The organism is Streptomyces bacillaris (assembly GCF_003268675.1).
Taxonomy (GTDB): domain Bacteria; phylum Actinomycetota; class Actinomycetes; order Streptomycetales; family Streptomycetaceae; genus Streptomyces; species Streptomyces bacillaris.
The window spans coordinates 1,002,331-1,022,603 of record NZ_CP029378.1; the positions used below are offsets into that span (position 1 = coordinate 1,002,331).

Consider the following 20,273-nt stretch of genomic DNA (forward strand, 5'->3'; position numbering starts at 1 on the left):
CTCCGGGCCGCACGGTGAACCCCACCATGCGGCCCGGAGCCGTATCAGCCGCGCTCCTTCGCCGGACGGCCCGGCACCCCGCCACGGTCCCCGGCCGCGCCGAGTCCGAACGTGGTGAAGGCGGTCCGGTCCGGCAGTGGGTAAGTCTCCTTGCCCGTCAGCGTGTTGATGATGACGGCGGAGCGCCAGGCGGCCAGGCCCAGGTCGGGGGTGCCGACCCCGTGCGTGTGCCGTTCGGCGTTCTGCACGAAGACCGATCCCTCGATCTCCGGTGCGAGGACGAGCCGTTGGCTCTCGTCGACCTGTGGACGTCCGGCACTGTCGCGGACGATGTACGGGTCCAGGGAGGCGAGCAGGGTGTCGAGCGGGCGTTCCCGGTACCCGGTGGCCAGGACCACGGCGTCCGTGGTGAGGCTGCCCCGGGCCTCCTGCTGGCCGTGTTCGACGGCGAGTCGTATGCGGCCGCCGTCCGTGAGGGAGGCGCCGGTGACCTCGATGCCGGGGGTGAGCGTGACGTCGGGCCAGTCGCCGCCGAGGCTGCGGCGGTACAGCTCGTCGTGGATGTCCCCGAGCGTGTCCCCGCTGACGCCCTTGTAGAGCTGCCACTGGCTGGGCAGCAGCCGGTCCCGGGTGGCCTGCGGGAGGCCGTGGAAGTAGCGGGTGTAGTCCGGGGTGAACTGCTCGAGGCCGATCTTGCTGTACTCCATCGGTGCGAAGGCCGGGGTACGGGCGAGCCAGGTGAGCCCCTCCGCGCCCTCGGGCCGCAACCTCAGCAGATCCAGCAGGACTTCGGCGCCCGACTGCCCCGACCCGACGACGGTGATGTGGCGGGCGGCGAGCAGCCGGTCCCGCTGGGCGAGGTAGTCGGCGGAGTGCAGGACGAGGGGTACGGGGTCGGCGGCCAGGGCCCTCAGCGGCTCGGGGACGTACGGCGCGGTGCCGACCCCGAGGGCGAGGTGCCGGGCCTGGGCGAGCCCGCCTCCCAGCGTCTCGCCGTCCGGGCCGAGCCGGGTGAAGTCGACGGCGAACGCGTCCTCCCCCGCGTCCCAGGCGATGGTGTCGACGCGGTGGCCGAAGTGGGTGGAGGGCAGTTCGGTGCTCACCCAGCGCAGGTAGTTGTCGAACTCGGAGCGGTGGATGTGGAAGCGCTCCGCGAAGTAGAACGGGAAGAGCCTGCGCCGGGTCTTGAGGTAATTCAGGTAGCACCAGGGGCTTGTGGGCTCCACCAGGCTCACCAGGTCCGCCAGGAAGGGGACTTGAAGAGTCGCTCCCTCGATGAGCAGTCCGGGGTGCCAGTGGAAGGCGGTGCGCTGCTCGTGGAAGGCGGTGCGCAGGCCGGGTACGCCGTCGGCGAGGGCGGCGAGCGAGAGGTTGAAGGGGCCTGCACCCACCCCCAGCAGGTCGAGAGGCGGTGTTCGCGGTGCGGGCGTCATGCGGTTCCTCCAACGGATTTCGTGCGCGTCGGCAACGTCATGGCGACAGCCTTTCCTCGGCGGGGGCGGCGGTATCGCCTCCACCGCCTTCGCTGTGGTCATCGCCGCCGTCTCCTTCTCCGCTCGCCGCCCGTTCCGCCGCCTCCGCCACGAGATCGAGCAGCGGCAGCAGGTCGGCCGTCGCCGCGACGGGGTGCAGGAGCGTGGCCTTGAGCCAGAGCCGGTGGTGTCCGTCACCGTCCTCGGCCACCGCCCGCCCCAGGACTGCCCGGCCGTCCAGGAGCAGGGTGCGACGGACCTCCGCGACGACGGCGTCCCCGGCCTCCGGTCCCAGTGCGTCGGCCACGACCGGCCGGAACAGCACGGTGCTGATCCCGATCGGGCCCGGCCGACGGCGCAGTGCGGGCCGGGCGTCGACGGCCCGGCCGAACTCCTCCGCCGTACGTACGCAGTGCTCGACCAGTTCGCTCAGTCCACGGCGGCCGAGCGCCCGGAAAGTGGCCGCGATCTTCAGCGCGTCGGGGCGCCGGGTCGTGCGGATCGAGCGGCCGAGCAGGTCGGGCAGCCCGGCCTCGGTGTCGTCGTCGGCGTTGAGGTAGTCGGTGCGCAGGGAGAGCGGGGCGAGCAGGGCGGTGTCCGCGACGGCCAGCACTCCGGCGGCGACCGGCTGCCAGCCGAGCTTGTGCAGGTCGAACGTTACGGAGACGGCGCGGTCGAGCCCCTTGAGCAGGGGCGCCAGGCGCTCGCTGAAGAGGAGAGGCCCGCCGTATGCCGCGTCGACGTGGAGTTCGGCTCCGTACCGCTCCGCGATGTCCGCGATCTCGGGGAGCGGGTCGATCCGGCCTTCGTCGGTGGTCCCGGCGGTGGCGACGACCAGGGCCGGCGCGCCGTCGAGTGCGGCCAGGGTGCGGTCGAGGGCAGCGGGGTCGATGCGGCCGTCGGTGCAGGGGACGACGACCGGGGCGGGGAGGCCGAGCATCCAGGCGGCCCGGTGGACGCTGTGGTGGGCGTTGGCGCCGGTCATCACGCGGAGGGGGCCGGGCGCGGCCCGTTCGCGGGCGAGGAGCAGGGCGACCAGGTTGGATTCGGTGCCGCCGCTGGTGATGAGGGCGTCGGGGGCGGGGGCGTCCGGGTGGACGAGCCGGGCCAGGGCGGCGGTGGTCAGCTCCTCGATCACCCCGGCGGCGGGCGCCTGGTCCCAGGAGTCCATCGAGGGGTTGAGGGCTGCCCCGGCCACCTCCGCCGCGACCGCCACGGCGAGGGGCGGGCAGTGCAGATGGGCGACGCAGGCGGGGTCGGCCGGGTCGGCGGCGCCCTCGGCCACCGCCCGTACGAGATCCGCGAGGGCCGCCTCGGCGCCGACGCCCTCCTCCGGCAGCACCGGGTCGCACAGGGCGGCGGTCCGCCGGGCCACGGCATCCGGACCTCCGGCGGGCAGGGGCCCGCCCCGGGCGCGGGCGGCGGTCTCCAGCGTGTCCAGGACGACCGAGGTCAGGGCGCGCAGCCGGCCGGGCCCGTCGGCGCCGCCTGCGAGGAGGTCTCCCGTACCGCCGCGCTCCAGGGGGAATTGGGCGGGGCCCTGAGCACGCTCCATGGCGAAGCCCTTCGATCGGAGTGCAAGATCCACAACCGGGATTCGCTGGTTAGGCTAACCTAACTCCCCCGTCGGGGAAGAATGCACTCCGGCCACCCGCCCCGACCGGCCGGGCTTCCGAACGAGCGTGCCCCCGACCGAAGTCGGGGGCAGCGGGTCTCAAGTGCGGTGACCCGGTACGGAAACGGCGGTGGCCGCTCCCGCACCGGGGCGGATCATGCCGCGTCGGTGGGCAGCTCCGCGCGGATCTCCCGCGCGGCGGCGACCAGGTTCTCCAGGGAGGCCCGGGTCTCGGGCCAGCCGCGGGTCTTCAGGCCGCAGTCGGGGTTCACCCACAGCCGCTCAGCCGGGATGGCCTCAAGCCCCTTGCGCAGCAGGGCCGCCGCTTCCTCGGTGCTCGGGATGCGCGGGGAGTGGATGTCGTAGACGCCGGGTCCGGCCTCGCGCGGGTAGCCATGGGCGGCCAGTTCGCGGGCGACCTGCATGTGGGAGCGGGCGGCCTCCAGGCTGATGACGTCGGCGTCGAGGTCGTCGATGGCCTGGACGATGTCACCGAACTCGGCGTAGCACATGTGGGTGTGGATCTGGGTGTCCGGCCGCACCCCGGAGGTGGCGAGGCGGAAGGACTCGGTCGCCCACTCCAGGTACGCGGCGTGCCCGGCGGCGCGCAGGGGCAGCGTCTCGCGCAGTGCGGGCTCGTCGACCTGGATCACCGAAGTACCGTTCGTCTCCAGGTCGTTGACCTCGTCGCGCAGGGCGAGGGCGACCTGGCGGGCGGTCTCGCCGAGCGGCTGGTCGTCGCGGACGAAGGACCAGGCGAGCATGGTGACCGGCCCGGTGAGCATGCCCTTGACCGGGCGCTCGGTGAGCGACTGCGCGTACGCCGTCCAGCGCACGGTCATCGGCTCGGGGCGCGAGATGTCCCCGGCGAGGACCGGCGGGCGGACGTAGCGGGTGCCGTACGACTGGACCCAGCCGTGCTGGGTGGCGAGGTAGCCGGTGAGCTGCTCCGCGAAGTACTGCACCATGTCGTTGCGTTCGGGCTCGCCGTGGACCAGGACGTCGATCCCGGCCTTCTCCTGGAAGGAGAGGACCTCGCGGATCTCGTCCTTGATGCGCTCCTCGTACCCGGCCCCGTCGATCCGGCCGGCCCGCAGGTCGGCGCGGGCGGTGCGGAGTTCGGTGGTCTGCGGGAACGAGCCGATGGTGGTGGTCGGCAGCAGCGGCAGCCCCAGGTGGGCGCGCTGGGCGACGGTCCGCTCGGCGTACGGCTGGGAGCGGCGGCCGTCGGCGTCGGTGATGGCCGCCGTACGGGCCCGGACGGCCGGGTCGCGGGTGATGGGGGCGTCGGCGCGGGAGGCCAGGTCGGCCCGGTTGGCGGCGAGTTCGGCGGCGATGGCCTCGGTGCCCTGGGAGAGCCCCTTGGCCAGGGTGACGATCTCGGTGGTCTTCTGCCGGGCGAAGGCCAGCCAGCGCAGCACCTGCGGGTCGATGTCCTGCTCGGCCGTGGCGTCCAGCGGGACGTGCAGGAGGGAGGAGGAGGCCGAGACGTCGACGTGGTCCGCGAGGCCGAGGAGCGTGCCGAGGGTGGCGAGCGACTTCTCGTAGTCGTTGATCCAGATGTTGCGGCCGTTGACGACGCCCGCGACCAGCCGCTTGCCGGGCAGTCCGCCGGCCGCCGCGAGGTCGTCGAGGTTGGCGGCGCCGGACTCGGTGAAGTCCAGCGCGATCCCCTCGACCGGGGACTTGGCCAGGACGGGCAGGGCCTCCCCGAGCCGCCCGAAGTAGGAGGCGACCAGCAGCTTCGGCCGGTCGGCCAGGGAGCCCAGCTCGCGGTAGGCGCGGGCGGTGGCGTTCAGCTCGGCCGGGGTGCGGTCCTGGACGAGGGCGGGCTCGTCCAGCTGCACCCACTCGGCGCCCGCGGCCCGCAGGTCCGCGAGGACCTCGGCGTACACGGGCAGCACCCGGTCCAGCAGGGTCAGCGGCTCGAAGTCGGCGGCGACGCCGGGGGCCGCCTTGGCGAGCAGGAGGTAGGTGACGGGGCCGACCAGGACCGGGCGCGGGGTGTGGCCGAGCGCCAGGGCCTCCTTGAACTCCTCGACCTGCTTGGCGGAGTCGGCGGTGAACACCGTGTCCGGGCCCAACTCGGGTACCAGGTAGTGGTAGTTGGTGTCGAACCACTTGGTCATCTCCAGCGGCGCCACGTCCTGGGTGCCGCGGGCCATGGCGAAGTAGCCGTCGAGGGCGTCCGCGTCGACCGCCGCGCGGTGCCGCTCGGGGACAGCGCCGACCATGACACTGGTGTCCAGGACGTGGTCGTAGTACGAGAAATCACCGGTCGGCACTTCGTGGACGCCGGCCTCGGCGAGCTGCTGCCAGGTGCCCCGGCGCAGTTCGGCGGCGGTCTGCCGGAGGGTGTCCGCGTCGACGCGGCCCTTCCAGTAGCCCTCGATGGCCTTCTTCAGTTCACGGTTCTGACCCTGGCGGGGGTAGCCGTACACGGTGGCCCGTGCTGCCGCGGCTGCGGGCTTCGCTGTCACGTGACTCTCCTTCGCGAGCATGTCTCCAGCTGTTCCCGGAACGGAACGCGGACGCGAAGGAGTGACGGATCGGGCGGAAACACGACACGCTGACCGTGTCCGTCCACCCGACGGTTACGCCGACCCGCCCACGAGGTCACCGGGAACTCCGCACACGAACGGTCGCGTGCGGGCAACGGGCAGGTCTTCGGACTCGCGGGCACGTCTGCCGGGGGCAGACACCTAGTGGCCGTCGCTTCCCAGACCCGTCCGGGTCCAGTGCGTATGACGGCGGTCGTTCCCGCTCACCGCTGCGGGGCAGTCCCGGATTCCCACCGGGTTCCCTCTTACGACGCTCCCGTCCGGCTGACGGGGCGAACCAGCTGCACCGGTCACCCTAAGCGGACGACCGCCGGGCGCACACCGTTGTTCACACTTCGGACGGTGATATGAGACACGGACTCCGTACGGAGGGCGCCCGGCGGCTTCGGACGGCCCGGATTCCGCTCCTCTTCGCCCGTTCGCTGACTTCCGGTCAGCTCGTGGTGGCACGGTGACACAGATGTAACCGAATGGCGTAGGCGAGGCGGAACCACAGAGCGTCACAGGCCGTTCTTCTTGCCAATACACGGCCGCCGACCCGCGGCGGCGAGGAGAGAAGGGGAGCGCTGTATGAAGAAGACAGTCGGCTGGGCCCAGGACGGCGACGGCTGGACGATCACGGTGAACGGCACGCAGTACCGGGCCGTGGAGCGCGCCACCGACGGGCGCGTGGACAACTATCTGGTGCGGGGCAACGACCTGAGCGCCGAGTGCCCGAGCCTCGGCCATGGGCTCGGCCTGATCCGGGCGCACGAGTCCCGGAGCTGACCCCGGCAGGGCCCGACGACGAGGTGCGGCGCCGCCGCCCGCGCCTCGCCCGGCCCGCCACCCCTTGTCCGGGCCCCCGCCCACGGGCCGGGGCCCATCAGCGGCGCCGCACCACCCGACGCCTCCGGGATGCCGAGGCGCCCCTCAGCCCCTCGCGCCGCCCGGCGTCCCCGGCCCCTGCCGCAGCAGGTACGTGTCCATGATCCAGCCGTGCCGTTCGCGGGCCTCGGCGCGGACCCGGCTGATCCGGTCCGCGACCTCGTCGAGCGGGCCGGAGACCAGGAGTTCGTCCGGGGTGCCGATGTAGGCGCCCCAGTAGATCCAGAGCCCCCGGCCCGTCAGATGGGTGAAGCTCTCGTGGCCGTCGAGCATCACCACGATGTCGCCGTCGTCGTCCGGGAACCCCTCCGCGAGCCGTCGGCCGGGGGTGATGTGGATCGGGCGGCCGACCTGGTTCAGGGACGTACGGTGGCGGGCGGCGAGGGCGGAGACGCTGCTGATGCCGGGAATCACCTCATGGCCGAATTCCACCGTTCCCCGGTCCTGGATGTCCTCCAGGATCGCCAGGGTGCTGTCGTACAGGGACGGGTCGCCCCAGACCAGGAACGCCCCGCACTCCCCCGGTGCCAGCTCCTCGATGATCAGGCGTTCGCAGATGTCGGCGCGGCGGTGGCGCCAGTCGTGGACCGCCGAGGTGTAGCGCCCCCGGTCGTCCTGGGTGCGGTCCCGCCAGGGGTCCTCGGCCTCGACGACCCGGTAGGGGCCGGTGAGGTGTTCGGCCAGGATGTCCCGTCGCAGCCGGGTGAGGGACTCCTTCTCACGGCCCTTGCCGAGCACGAAGAAGACCTGCGCCCGGCGCATCGCCTTGATCGCGGCGAGGGTCAGGTGGTCGGGGTCGCCGGCGCCCATGCCGATGACGAGGATGTGGCGTGGTGGTGCGTCGCTCATGTCGGCCGATCATGCCAGGACGGGCCGGCCGGGCCGGGCAGGGGGCGAGGCGGCCACCGCACCGACCAGCACAGGCAGGCCCCCGGCCGGGGCAAGGGGCAAGGGCGCGCATGTCGGAGCGAGGCGGGGTGGACTTACTAGGACGTCCAACTATATGTTCGTGAGCAGAGGGGCGACCGGCATGGTGCCAGGCGCCTCGAAGGCCCGTGGTGTCAGGGAAGCCGGTGCGATTCCGGCGCGGTCCCGCCACTGTGACCGGGGAGTCCGTCCTCGCAGGACACGCCACTGACGACGAACCAGCCGTCGGGAAGGCAAGAGGGCGTGCGCTGATCCGGGAGTCAGGATACCGGCCACGGGGATTGTTCCGTGTTTCCACGAGGATGGAGCAGACACGCATGGCACCGGTGCGCACCCACGGCCCCGCAGGCCCGTCCCGGCGAGCGGTTCTCCCCGCCCCCTGACGGCCCCCGCCCTTCGCGTCCCCCCTGGCGGCAGCCCTTCCGCGCCCCCGTGCACCCGACCGGTGCGTGGGCCGGTGGCAGCCGTGCGCCATCCCCGGATCTCTCCTGACGATCTCACCGACGAGAGCAGGTTTCCATGGTCCGCGAACTCACCCATTTCATCGGCGGCAAGCACACGCCCGGCGCCTCGGGCACGTACGGCGATGTCTACGACCCCAACACCGGACAGGTCCAGGCCCGGGTGCCGCTGGCCGGCCGGTCCGAGACCGAGGCGGCCATCGCCGATGCCGCCGAGGCGCAGCGGGAGTGGGGCGAGTGGAACCCGCAGCGCCGCGCCCGGGTGCTGCTGCGCTTCCTCCAGCTGGTGGAGAAGGAGAAGGACTCCCTGGCCCGGCTGCTCTCCTCCGAGCACGGCAAGACCGTGGCCGACGCGCACGGCGACATCGCGCGCGGCCTGGACGTGGTGGAGTTCGCGGCCGGTGTCCCGCATCTGCTGAAGGGCGAGTTCACCGACAACGCGGGCGCCGGGATCGATGTCCACTCGCTGCGCCGGCCGCTGGGCGTGGTCGCGGGCATCACCCCGTTCAACTTCCCGGCGATGATCCCGCTCTGGAAGGCCGCGCCCGCTCTGGCCTGCGGTAACGCCTTCATCCTCAAGCCCTCGGAGCGCGACCCGTCGGTGCCGCTGCGGCTGGCCGAACTCTTCCTGGAGGCCGGGCTTCCGCCGGGGGTCCTGAACGTCGTCAACGGCGGCAAGGAGCCCGTGGACACCCTGCTGGAGGACCCGCGCGTCAAGGCGCTCGGCTTCGTCGGCTCGACGCCGATCGCCGCGCACATCTACGCGACGGCCGCCGCCCACGGCAAGCGGGCGCAGTGTTTCGGCGGGGCCAAGAACCACATGATCGTGATGCCGGACGCCGATCTCGACCAGGCGGTGGACGCGCTGATCGGGGCCGGGTACGGCTCGGCGGGCGAGCGGTGCATGGCGATCTCGGTGGCCGTGCCGGTCGGTGAGGCAACCGCCGACGCACTGGTCGCCAGGCTCACCGAGCGGATCGGTGAGCTGCGGATCGGCCGCTCGGACGACCCGGACGCCGACTTCGGGCCGCTGGTGGGCCGGGACGCGGTGGACCGGGTGCGCGGCTATGTCGACCTCGGTGTCGAGGAGGGCGCCGAACTCGTCGTGGACGGGCGGGACTTCACCCTCGAAGGCCATGAGGACGGGTTCTTCGCGGGCGCCTCGCTCTTCGACCGGGTCACCCCGGACATGCGGATCTACCAGGAGGAGATCTTCGGGCCCGTGCTCTCCGTGGTCCGTGCGGCGGACTACGAGGAGGCGCTGCGGCTGCCCTCGGAGCACGCGTACGGCAACGGCGTCGCCCTCTTCACCCGTGACGGCGACATCGCCCGCGACTTCACCCGCCGCGTCGACACCGGGATGGTCGGCGTGAACGTGCCGATCCCGGTGCCGGTGGCGTACCACACGTTCGGCGGCTGGAAGCGCTCCGGCTTCGGGGACCTGAACCAGCACGGACCGGACGCCATCCGCTTCTACACCCGTACCAAGACCGTCACTTCGCGCTGGCCCGCCTCCGGGATCCGGGACGGTGCGAGCTTCACGATTCCGACCATGGGATGACCGCTGTGACCACCCTGCTCAGCGACGACCAGCTCGCGGTCGTCGAGACCACACTCGACTTCGCCCAGGAGCACCTGGCCCCGCACGCGGTGGCCTGGGACCAGGAGAAGCACTTCCCCGTCGACGTCCTGCGGAAGGCGGCGGACCTCGGTCTCGGAGGTGTGTACGTACGGGAGGAGGTGGGCGGCTCCGGGCTGTCCCGCTCCGACGGGGTCCTCGTCTTCGAGGCCCTGGCCACCGGCTGCCCGTCGGTCGCCGGGTACCTCTCGATCCACAACATGGTCGCCTGGATGGTCGACCAGTACGGCACCGACGCCCAGCGCGCCCGGTATCTGCCGGAGCTGTGCACCATGGAGCAGCTGGGCAGTTACTGCCTGACCGAGCCGGGCGCGGGCTCCGACGCGGCGGCGCTGCGCACCCGCGCCGAGCGCGACGGCGACCACTACGTCCTGACGGGGACGAAGCAGTTCATCTCCGGGGCGGGCGCCACGCACCTCTACATCGTGCTGGCCCGCACGGGCGACAGCGGTCCCGGCGGGATCTCCGCGCTCCTCGTCGAACGGGACGACGCGGGGCTCTCGTTCGGGGCCAACGAGAAGAAGATGGGGTGGAACGCGCAGCCCACCCGGCAGGTCATGCTCGACGGCGTGCGCATCCCGGCCGACCGGATGCTGGGCGCCGAGGGCGAGGGCTTCCGGATCGCGATGAACGGCCTCAACGGCGGCCGACTCGGCATCGCCGCCTGCTCGTTGGGCGGTGCGCAGAGCGCGCTGGACCGGTCCCTGGCCCATCTCGCGGACCGGGAGGCGTTCGGGGCCCGGCTGCTGGAGGCGCAGGCGCTGCAGTTCCGGCTGGCCGACATGGCGACCGAACTGGCCGCCGCCCGGGCACTGGTGCGGCAGGCCGCCGAGGCGCTGGACCGGAAGTCGCCGGGGGCACCGGAGTTGTGCGCGATGGCCAAGCGGTTCGCCACCGACACCGGGTACGCGGTCGCGGACCGGGCGCTCCAACTCCACGGTGGCTACGGCTATCTCTCCGAGTACGGCATCGAGAAGATCGTCCGGGACCTGCGGGTCCACCAGATCCTGGAAGGGGCCAACGAGATCATGCGCGTCATTGTGGCCCGGAGTCTGACGGGAGCCCTGCGATGACCGAGGAGCACGTCGTCGTCCGCACCGAGGGGCGTACGGGGGTGGTGACCCTGAACCGGCCCAAGGCGCTCAACGCCCTGACCCACGACATGGTCGGGACGGTCGCGGCGGCCCTGGACCGGTGGGAGCACGACCCGGAGGTGGCCACGGTCGTCATCACCGGGGCCGGGGAGCGCGGCCTGTGCGCGGGCGGCGACATCCGGTCCATCTACGAGGACGCCCGCGCGGGCGGCAAGGCGTCGGCGGCGTTCTGGCGCGACGAGTACCGGCTGAACGCCCGGATCGCCCGCTATCCGAAGCCGTACGTGGCCGTCATGGACGGCATCGTGATGGGCGGCGGGGTAGGTGTCTCGGCGCACGGCAGCGTCCGGATCGTCACCGAGCGGTCGAAGGTGGCCATGCCGGAGACCGGGATCGGCTTCGTGCCGGACGTCGGGGGTACGTATCTGCTGGCCCTGGCCCCCGGGGAGCTGGGCACCCATCTCGCCCTGACCGGGGCGGTGGTGGGGGCCCGGGACGCGCTGCTGTGCGGGCTGGCCGACCACTTCGTACCGGCGGACGAGCTGCCCGCGTTCCTCGCCGCGCTGCGGACGGAGGAGGTCCCCGAGGTGCTGGGCCGCCACGTCCGGGAGGCGCCCCCCGGGACGCTGGAGGCCGACCGGGCCTGGATCGACCACTGTTACGCCGCCGACACGGTCGAGGAGATCGTGGAGCGGCTGCTCGCCTCCGACGCCCCGGCGGCCGGTGAGGCGGCGAAGACGGTCCTGGGCCGTTCGCCCGTCGCGCTCAAGGTCACCCTCGCCGCGCTGCGCCGGGCCCGTGAACTCGGGCCGCTGGAGCGGGTGCTGGAGCAGGAGTACCGCGTCTCGTACGCGGCGCTCTCCTCCGCCGATCTGGTGGAGGGCATCCGGGCCCAGGTGATCGACAAGGACCGTACCCCCCGCTGGACCCCGGGGACCCTCGTGGAGGTCACGGAGGCGGACGTGGCCCGGTACTTCGCACCGACCGGCGACGGGGAACTGGTCCTCGCCGCAGCCGACTCACCGCAGGAGGTGCCCTGGTGACCACCACCACGACCGTCGCGTTCATCGGCCTCGGCCACATGGGCGGCCCGATGGCCGCCAACCTCGTCCGGGCCGGATACCGGGTGCTCGGCCACGACCTGGTGGAGAGCTGTCTGGCCGCCGCCGAGGAGAGCGGGGTGGAGCGGGCGAAGTCCGCCACGGAGGCGGCCGCGGTGGCCGACGTGGTGATCACCATGCTGCCCGCCGGCCGCCATGTCCTCTCCCTCTACGGGCAGGAAGGGCTGCTCGAAGCGGCCCGCCCCGGCACGCTGTTCGTCGACTGCTCCACCATCGACGTGGCCGACTCCCGCGCCGCCCACGCGGCAGCGGCGGCGACCGGTCACCGCTCGCTGGACGCCCCCGTCTCCGGCGGGGTGGTGGGCGCCGAGGCGGGCACGCTCACCTTCATGGCCGGGGGCGAGGAGACCGCGTTCGCGGCGGCCGAGCCACTGCTCTCCGTGATGGGGAAGAAGGCGGTGCACTGCGGCGGGGCCGGTGCCGGGCAGGCGGCGAAGATCTGCAACAACATGATCCTCGGCGTCTCGATGATCGCCGTCAGCGAGGCGTTCGTCCTCGCCGAGAGCCTCGGCCTCTCCGACCAGGCGCTGTACGACGTGGCCTCGGCGGCCTCCGGCCAGTGCTGGGCCCTCACCGTCAACTGCCCCGTCCCCGGCCCGGTCCCGACCAGCCCGGCCAACCGCGACTACCGCCCCGGCTTCGCCGCCCCCTGATGGCGAAGGATCTCGGGCTGGCCGCCAACGCCCTGCGCGCGGGCGGCATCGACGCCGAACTGGGGCTCAAGGCAGCCGAGTTGTACGCCCGGTTCGCGGAAGGGGCCGGGGCGGACCAGGACTTCTCCGGGATCGTCCGCGCGATCCGGGCCGCTTCGTCGCAGACCACCGAAACGCAGGAAGGCACCCCCGCATGAGCGAGCACGACGACACCCCCGCCACCCCGGGTCCGTACGGGACGATCCTGGTCGAGCGCCGGGGCCGTACGGCCCTGCTCACCCTGAACCGCCCCAAGGCGCTCAACGCGCTGAGCCTGGAGGTCATGCGGGAGACGGTGGAGGCGGCCGAGGCGCTGGACCGGGACCCGGATGTCGGCTGCATCGTCATCACCGGCAGCGGTGAGAAGGCGTTCGCGGCGGGGGCGGACATCAAGGAGATGCAGCCGCAGAGCTACATGGACATGTACCTCAGCGACTGGTTCACCGCCTGGGACCGGCTCGGCCAGCTCCGGACCCCGACGATCGCCGCCGTACGGGGCTACGCCCTGGGCGGGGGGTGCGAGCTGGCGATGCTCTGCGATCTGGTGATCGCCTCGGAGTCGGCCGTCTTCGGGCAGCCGGAGATCCGCCTCGGGGTGATCCCCGGCATCGGCGGCTCCCAGCGGCTGACCCGGGCGGTCGGCAAGGCCAAGGCGATGGACCTCTGTCTCACCGGCCGGAACATGGACGTCCAGGAGGCGGAACGGGCCGGGCTGGTCTCCCGGATCGTCCCGGACGCGGAGCTGCTGACGGAGGCGCTGGCGGTCGCGGAGACGGTCGCCGGGATGTCGGCGCCGGTCGCGATGATGGCGAAGGAGGCGGTGAACCGTGCCTTCGAGACCACGCTCGCGGAGGGCGTCCGCTTCGAACGCCGCCTGTTCCACGCGGTGTTCGCGACGGCCGACCAGAAGGAGGGCATGAAGGCCTTCACCGAGAAGCGGCCCGCGGAGTTCACCCACCGCTGAGACCCGCACACCCCGGCGCCCTCTGCCCACCCCGCAACGGGGAGGGCAGAGGGCGCTCATCCGCCCACCCACCCTCCTTATTGCCTATGATGTGCAGTTGCATATGGTGGGCATGGATGCTCGGTGAGAGTGCGCCCCGCCCGCCGACCTCTCACCCCATCGGAGCAGCCCTGTGCGCACCGCCGACATCCGCAGCCGGTTCCTGGACCACTTCGCCGCACGCGGCCACACGGTCGTGCCCAGCGCCCCGCTGCCCACCCCCGACCCGACGCTGCTCTTCGTCAACGCGGGCATGGTGCCGTTCAAGCCGTATCTGACCGGCGAGCTGGCCGCGCCCTGGCCCCGGGCGGCCAGCGTCCAGAAGTGCGTGCGGACGCTGGACATCGAGGAGGTCGGCCGCACCACCCGGCACGGCTCGTTCTTCCAGATGAACGGCAACTTCTCCTTCGGGGACTACTTCAAGGAGGAGGCCATCGCGGACGCCTGGGAGCTGTCGACCTCCTCCCTCGCGGACGGTGGCTTCGGGCTCGACCCGGGGAGGATCTGGGTCACCGTCCACCACACGGACGCCGAGGCACGGGCCGTCTGGCGGCGGGTCTCCGGGCTGCCGGAGAGCCGGATCGTGGACCGGGGCGACGCGGACAACTTCTGGTCGATGGGGGTGCCGGGACCGTGCGGCCCGTGCTCGGAGCTGTACTACGACCGGGGTCCGGCGCTGGGGGCCGAGGGCGGCCCTGAGGTCGACGAGGACCGGTACATGGAGTTCTGGAACCTCGTCTTCATGCAGTACGAGCGCGGCGAGGGCCCCGGCAAGACCGGCTACCCGATCCTCGGTGAGCTGCCCCGCCGCAACATCGACACCGGCATGGGCCTGGAGCGCATGGCCACCCTCCTCCAGAGCGTGGACAACCTGTACGAGATCGACGAGACCCGGCCCGTACTGGACCGGGCCGCCGAGCTGGCCGGCGTACGGTACGGGGCCGACCACGAGTCCGACGTACGGCTGCGGGTCGTCGCGGACCACGTCCGTACGGCTCTGATGCTGCTGGCCGACGGCACGGTCCCGGGCAACGAGGGCGGCGGCTATGTGCTGCGCCGGATCCTGCGCCGGGCGGTCCGCTCGATGCGGCAGCTGGGCTTCCACGACCCGGCGCTCCCGGAGCTGCTGCCGGTCGCCCGGGACTGCATGGCGCCGAGCTATCCGGAGGTTGCCGAGGCCTATCCCCGCATCCTGGACCGGGCGGGCGGCGAGGAGGACGCGTTCCGGGCCACGCTGCGCCAGGGGACGACCGTCCTGGACACGGCGGTGGCCGAGGTGAAGAAGAGCGGGGGCCGTTCGCTGCCCGGGGCGCAGGCGTTCCTGCTCCACGACACGTACGGCTTCCCCATCGACCTCACCCTGGAGATGGCCGCCGAGCAGGGCGTGGAGGTGGACCGGGAGGGGTTCACCGCGCTGATGACCGCCCAGCGCGAGCGGGCGCGCGCCGATGCCCGGGCCAACAAGGCGGGCGGCGGCGCGGACACCGCCGCCCTGCGTACGGTCCTGGACACCGAGGGGCCGACCGACTGGCGGGCATGGGAGACCCTGACGACCGACTCCCGGGTGCTGGCGGTGCTCGGTCCACGGGGTCCGGTGCCGGTGGCGTCGGCCGGGGAGATCGTCACCGTCGTGCTGGACCGCTCGCCGTTCTACGCCGAGTCCGGCGGCCAGGAGAGCGACGCCGGGCAGCTCACCGGCGCCTCCCTCACCGCCGAGGTGCTGGACGTCCAGCGCCCGCTGCCCGGCCTCATCGCCCACCAGGTGCGGGTCACGGCGGGCGAGCTGGCCGCCGGGGACTCCGTACGGGCGGCTGTGGACCCGGAGTGGCGGCTCGGGGCGCGCCAGGCGCACTCCGGCACGCACGTCCTGCACGCCGCCCTGCGCGAGGTGCTGGGCCCGAACGCGTTGCAGTCCGGCTCCTACAACCGCCCCGGCCACCTCCGCCTGGACTTCCCGTGGCGCGGGGCGCTCTCCGCCGGGGCCCGCAGCGAGGTGGAGGAGGTCGCCAACCGGGCGCTGCGCCGGGACCTGCCGGTGGGGGTGCGGTGGATGACCCTGCCGGAGGCGAAGGAGCTGGGGGCGCTGGCGCTCTTCGACGAGACGTACGGGGAGAAGGTCCGGGTCGTCGAGATCGGCGGGGCCTGGTCACGGGAGCTGTGCGGCGGCACCCATGTGGAGCACGCCTCGCAGGTCGGGGTGATCGCGCTGACGGCGGAGTCCTCGGTCGGCGCGGGCACCCGCCGCCTGGAGGCCGCCGTGGGCGTCGAGGGGTTCGGCTATCTCGCCCGGGAACGGGACCTGGTGGCCCGGATCGCCGAGCAGGTCCAGGCCCCGCGCACCGAGCTGCCCGAGCGGATCGGCGGCCTCCTCCAGCGGCTCAAGGCCGCCGAGCGGGAGAACAAGCAGCTCCGGCAGCAGGCCACCACCGCCCGGGCCGCCGAGCTGGCCGCCGGTGCGGTGGACGCGGCCGGGGTGCTCGTGGTGACGGCGACCGCCGAGGGCGGGGCGGACGCGGCCCGCACCCTCGCCCTGGCCGTACGGGACCGGCTCCCGGTCGGCCGCCCCGGCACCGTGGCGGTGGGCGCGGCCACCGGCAGCGGCGCGGCGGTCGTGGTGGCGACCAACGACGCCGCGCGGCAGCGCGGGCTGCACGCGGCGAAGCTGGTCAAGCGGCTCCTGGACGGCCGGGGCGGCGGCTCCGCCGAGGTGGCCCAGGGCGGCGGGACACCGGCGGGCCGGCTGGCGGAGACGCTGGGGGCGCTGCCGGGCCTGGTGACGGCGGCGGGCTGACCGCACCCGAGCACCGTGGGCCGGGGCCCCGGGCGCGCGGGCCTCGGAGGTCCGGGCCCGGGCACGCGGGCCTCGGAGCACGGACCTGGGAACGCAGGCCGCCGCGTGCTCAGGGCCCAGAGCTCGGGTGCGTGGACCTTGGCACGCGGCACCCGGCGCACAGGCCCCGGCCGCGCGCGGGATGATCCACACCGCGATGCGCGTTGTATCCCGTCGTGTCCGGTTCACGCGTCGAGCCGGACCTTCGTGGACGAGACAGACGGAGCTGGAGGCGGCGCTGTGCACGGTGAGTACAAGGTTCCCGGCGGCAAGCTGGTCGTGGTGGATCTGGACGTGGCGGGCGGGGCGCTGCGGAACGTCCGCGTCTCCGGGGACTTCTTCCTCGAACCGGACGAGGCGATCCTCGCGATCGACGCGGCGCTGGAGGGCGCCCCGGCCAACACCGACACCGCCGGGCTCGCGGCCCGGATCGAGGCGGCGCTGCCCGACTCCACGGTGATGCTCGGACTGAGCGCGGAGGGCGTCGCCACCGCCGTACGCCGGGCGCTGGCGCAGGCCACGGAGTGGAGCGACTACGACTGGCAGCTGATCCACGACGCGCCCCAGTCGCCCGCGCTGCACATGGCGCTGGACGAGGTGATCACCGCCGAGGTGGCGGCGGGGGTGCGTCCGCCGACGCTGCGGGTCTGGGAGTGGGACTCCCCCGCCGTGATCATCGGCAGCTTCCAGTCGCTGCGCAACGAGGTGGACCCGGCGGGCGTGGAGCGGCACGGTGTGAACGTCGTGCGCCGGATCTCCGGCGGGGGCGCGATGTTCGCGGAGCCCAGCTCGACCATCACGTACTCGCTGGCCGTCCCGCAGGCGCTGGTCTCCGGGCTCTCCTTCGCCGACAGCTACGCCTATCTGGACGACTGGGTCCTCGAAGCCCTGGCGGACATGGGCATCAAGGCCTGGTACCAGCCGCTCAACGACATCGCCACCGAGGTCGGCAAGATCGCGGGAGCGGCGCAGAAGCGGGTGGTCGGGCCGGACGGCGGGCCCGGGGCCGTACTGCACCACGTGACGATGGCGTACGACATCGACGCCGACAAGATGCTGGAGGTGCTCCGCATCGGCAAGGAGAAGCTGTCGGACAAGGGCACCCGCTCGGCGAAGAAGCGCGTCGACCCGCTGCGGCGGCAGACCGGTCTGCCGCGCCAGGTGGTGATCGAGCGGATGATCGACTCGTTCCGCAAGCGCCACGGGCTGACCGCCGGCAGCGTGACGGCCGCCGAGCTGGCGCGCGCCGAGGAGCTGGTACGGACGAAGTTCGCGACGGAGGAGTGGACGGCCCGGGTGCCGTAAGGGTCCCGGGCGCCCTGGAGCGTGCCGCACGGGCCCGCATACTGGGAGGCATGGACAGAGCGCGATCAGGCTCCGGGGTGCGGGACCGTCTGGGCAGGGAGCTGTTCGCCCGGGTGGCGGGGCCGTCCGGGCCGGAGAACCGGGCCCGGATCCACGGCACCCCCGGCCCCCGCTGGTTCGGCCCGGAGCGGCCGGTCCGCCGGGTGCACGGCGACGCGTCCATGTTCATCGGCGGGCTCCGCGCCCTGCTCCTCCAGTCGCTGCACCCCCTCGCCATGGCCGCCGTCGCGGGCCACTCCGGGTTCCGGGGCGACCCGTGGGGGCGGCTCCAGCGGACGAGCACGTTCCTCGCGGTGACCACGTTCGGCACGGCCGAGCACGCGCAGGAGGCGGTGGACCGCGTACGTTCCGTGCACGAGCGGGTGCGCGGGAGGGCACCCTCAGGTGAGCCGTACCACGCGGCCGATCCGCACCTCCTGTGCTGGGTGCACATCGCGGAGGTGGACAGCTTCCTCCGGGCCCATCAGCGGTACGGGGCACGGCCGTTGGACGGTGCCGGGTGCGACGGGTACATCCACGACATGGCGACGGTGGCCCGCGCCCTCGGCGTCCCCGACCCGCCGCACGACCGGGCGGAGCTGGCCGCGCGCATCGCCGCCTACCGCCCGGAGCTGCGGGCCACCCAGGAGGCCCTGGACGCGGCCCGCTTCATCCTTCTCCACCCGCCGCTCCCCTGGCCCGCCCGTCCCCCGTACGCCGTACTCGCCGCCAACGCCGTGGCCGCGCTGCCGCCGTGGGCCCGGGAGCCGTTGCGGCTGCCCCGGGTGCCGGGGGTCGAGGAGGTCTGCGTACGGCCTGCCGGGAAGGCGCTGACCAGGACGATCCGGTGGGCGATGAACCCGCCGCCCCCACCGGCCGGAAGCTGAGCGGTACGCACCGGGAGGTGCCCCGAGTCCCCGGCCGTCCGGGTGCCGGGGACGGCCGGTGGCAGGACGATGGAGGGGACCGTACGCAGGGGGGCCATGACGGGAGGCCCCGGTGGCACGCAGCGGATCGACCGATGTGCTCGTCGTGGGCGCGGGGCCCGTCGGGCTGATGCTCGCCGCCGAACTGCGCCGCGCGGGTGTCTCCTGCCGGATCGTGGACCGCCTCCCGGCCCGGCTCCCGTACGCCAAGGCGGTGGGCGTCCAGCCGCGCACGCTGGAGCTGTTCGACCGGATGGGGCTGGTGCGGGACGTGCTGGACTCGGCGGTCCCGATGCGCGGACAGCTGACGTACGAGAACGGGGTGGCGCTGGGCCGGATCGACCTGGTCCTGCCGCCCGAGGTGCCGTACGGCTTCGCCGCGCTGCCGCAGTACGAGACGGAACGCGTCCTGGAGGAGCACCTCGGGCGGTACGGCACGGGGATCGAGCGCTCGACGGAGCTTCTGGCGTTCGCCCAGGACCCGGCCGGGGTGACGAGCCGGGTGAGGACGGCGTCCGGGGCCGAGGAGGAGGTCCGGTCGCGGTTCCTGGTGGGGTGCGACGGGGCGCACAGCCTGGTCCGCAAGGCGCTCGGGCTCACCTTCGAGGGCGGCGCGTTCCCGGAGGAGTACATGCTCGCGGACGTCGAGGTGGGGTGGGGGCTGGAGCCCGGGTACGGGGTGCGGTCGATGCACCGCGCCGAGGACGGCACGGTCGACGACCTGCTGGTCTGCATCCCGCTGCCGGGGAAGGGCCGCTACCGGATGTCGATGCTGGTGCCGCCTGAGCTGTCGGCCGCCCGGGAGTCCGGGCCGTCGGCCGGTGACGGGGTGGCCCACGGGCTGGAGGGCGGCACGGCACCCGCCCTCTCGGACATCCAGAAGGTGCTGGACCGGCTCTCCCCGGAGCCGGTCACCGCGTCCGCGCTGCGCTGGTCGTCGGTGTTCCGGATCAGCCACCGGCTGGTGGACCGGTACGGGGAGGGGCGGGTGTTCGTCGCCGGGGACGCGGCGCACATCCATCCGCCGACCGGGGCCCAGGGCATGAACACCGGCGTCCAGGACGCCTGCAACCTGGCGTGGAAGCTGGCGCTGGCCCTCGGGGACGCGGCGCACCCGCGGCTGCTGCCGAGTTACGACGCCGAACGGCGCCCGGTGGGCGAGGAGGTGGTGGGCCGGACCGTCCGCCATGCCGCCGAGGGCATCCAGGCCGACCGGTCGGACCCGGAGACGCTGATGCTCCGGCAGGCCCAACTCCTGGTCGATTACCGGGAGAGCCCGCTGGTGACGCCCCTCGCCCGGAACGACGGGGCCCCGCTCCGGCCGGGCGACCGGGCCCCGGACTGCGGCGGGCTCACCGGGGCCATCGCCGCCTACCCGGTGCGCCTCTTCGAGCTGCTGCGCGGGCGCGAGCACGTCCTGCTGGTGTACGGGGACCATCCGGCGGGCGACTCGGCGGCCGATCTCGCGTCGGCGGCACGGGAGTTTTCGGGCGGCCGGATGGTCACGTACCGCGTCCTGCCCGCCGACGGAGCCTCGCCGGACCGGACGGGAGCACCCCATCACCTCGACAGCCGGGGCGAGTTCGCGCGCCAGTACGGGCCCGGGGAGGGCGCGGCCTTCGCCGTACGCCCGGACGGCCATCTGACGGCATGTCTCCAGCCGCCCACGGTAGGGGCGTTGAAGGAGGCACTGGGAAAGGTCTTCGCTCCATGAGGGCTGC

The 20,273-nt window shown here is 73.3% G+C and carries 13 protein-coding genes, 1 pseudogene and 2 riboswitches; of the genes and pseudogenes, 10 read left to right on the forward strand and 4 right to left on the reverse strand.

Features of this window, described 5'->3' with window-relative positions; translation table 11 throughout:
- Positions 1-44: 44 nt before the first annotated feature.
- The 3 genes from DJ476_RS04200 to metE all read right to left on the reverse strand — a co-directional run bounded on the left by DJ476_RS04200 (position 45) and on the right by metE (position 5,567).
- Positions 45-1,433, reverse strand: coding sequence for a lysine N(6)-hydroxylase/L-ornithine N(5)-oxygenase family protein (locus DJ476_RS04200; RefSeq protein ID WP_112489865.1), 1,389 nt, complete (start codon positions 1,431-1,433; stop codon positions 45-47).
- Between the two features lie 37 nt (positions 1,434-1,470).
- Positions 1,471-3,027, reverse strand: a complete 1,557-nt coding sequence (locus tag DJ476_RS04205) for a pyridoxal phosphate-dependent decarboxylase family protein (protein WP_112489866.1) — start codon at positions 3,025-3,027, stop codon at positions 1,471-1,473.
- Between the two features lie 215 nt (positions 3,028-3,242).
- The gene (gene metE / locus DJ476_RS04210; RefSeq protein WP_112489867.1) at positions 3,243-5,567 is read right to left on the reverse strand and encodes a 5-methyltetrahydropteroyltriglutamate--homocysteine S-methyltransferase; all 2,325 of its coding nucleotides are present in this window, start codon (positions 5,565-5,567) and stop codon (positions 3,243-3,245) included.
- A gap of 161 nt (positions 5,568-5,728) precedes the next feature.
- Positions 5,729-5,945: riboswitch (cobalamin riboswitch) on the reverse strand.
- 273 nt (positions 5,946-6,218) lie between these two features.
- Here metE and DJ476_RS04215 point away from each other — a divergent pair.
- Positions 6,219-6,416 (forward strand): hypothetical protein, encoded by a 198-nt coding sequence (locus DJ476_RS04215; RefSeq protein ID WP_070201227.1) that lies wholly within the window; start codon positions 6,219-6,221, stop codon positions 6,414-6,416.
- A gap of 144 nt (positions 6,417-6,560) precedes the next feature.
- On the opposite strand, the gene cobF is transcribed toward DJ476_RS04215, so the two are convergent.
- Entirely contained in the window at positions 6,561-7,364 is an 804-nt protein-coding gene (gene cobF, locus DJ476_RS04220; protein WP_103421869.1) for a precorrin-6A synthase (deacetylating), read from the reverse strand.
- A 190-nt stretch (positions 7,365-7,554) separates the two neighbouring features.
- A riboswitch (cobalamin riboswitch) is annotated at positions 7,555-7,733 on the forward strand.
- 228 nt (positions 7,734-7,961) lie between these two features.
- Here cobF and DJ476_RS04225 point away from each other — a divergent pair.
- The 9 genes and pseudogenes from DJ476_RS04225 (at position 7,962) to DJ476_RS04265 (ending at position 20,266) form a co-directional block, all read left to right on the forward strand.
- Positions 7,962-9,464, forward strand: a complete 1,503-nt coding sequence (locus DJ476_RS04225) for a CoA-acylating methylmalonate-semialdehyde dehydrogenase (protein WP_112489868.1) — start codon at positions 7,962-7,964, stop codon at positions 9,462-9,464.
- A complete protein-coding gene (locus DJ476_RS04230; RefSeq protein ID WP_112489869.1) occupies positions 9,461-10,615 on the forward strand; it encodes an acyl-CoA dehydrogenase family protein in 1,155 nt (384 codons plus the stop codon). Before DJ476_RS04225 ends, DJ476_RS04230 begins: the two co-directional genes overlap by 4 nt.
- Positions 10,612-11,679 (forward strand): enoyl-CoA hydratase/isomerase family protein, encoded by a 1,068-nt coding sequence (locus DJ476_RS04235; protein WP_103421867.1) that lies wholly within the window; start codon positions 10,612-10,614, stop codon positions 11,677-11,679. The genes DJ476_RS04230 and DJ476_RS04235 overlap by 4 nt, the downstream gene beginning before the upstream one ends.
- 38 nt (positions 11,680-11,717) lie before the next feature.
- Positions 11,718-12,607, forward strand: a pseudogene (mmsB, locus tag DJ476_RS04240) (3-hydroxyisobutyrate dehydrogenase).
- The gene (locus DJ476_RS04245; RefSeq protein WP_103421865.1) at positions 12,604-13,413 is read left to right on the forward strand and encodes an enoyl-CoA hydratase; all 810 of its coding nucleotides are present in this window, start codon (positions 12,604-12,606) and stop codon (positions 13,411-13,413) included. The pseudogene mmsB and the gene DJ476_RS04245 overlap by 4 nt, the downstream one beginning before the upstream one ends.
- 172 nt (positions 13,414-13,585) lie before the next feature.
- A complete protein-coding gene (alaS, locus tag DJ476_RS04250) occupies positions 13,586-16,243 on the forward strand; it encodes an alanine--tRNA ligase (protein WP_112489870.1) in 2,658 nt (885 codons plus the stop codon).
- Positions 16,244-16,522: 279 nt separating this feature from the next.
- Positions 16,523-17,587 carry a lipoate--protein ligase family protein gene (locus tag DJ476_RS04255; RefSeq protein ID WP_019765405.1) on the forward strand — a complete coding sequence of 355 codons (1,065 nt, stop codon included), beginning with the start codon at positions 16,523-16,525 and terminating at the stop codon, positions 17,585-17,587.
- 50 nt (positions 17,588-17,637) lie between these two features.
- Positions 17,638-18,513, forward strand: a complete 876-nt coding sequence (locus tag DJ476_RS04260; protein WP_112492432.1) for an oxygenase MpaB family protein — start codon at positions 17,638-17,640, stop codon at positions 18,511-18,513.
- Between the two features lie 112 nt (positions 18,514-18,625).
- Positions 18,626-20,266, forward strand: coding sequence for an FAD-dependent monooxygenase (locus DJ476_RS04265; RefSeq protein WP_112489871.1), 1,641 nt, complete (start codon positions 18,626-18,628; stop codon positions 20,264-20,266).
- Positions 20,267-20,273: the final 7 nt, after the last annotated feature.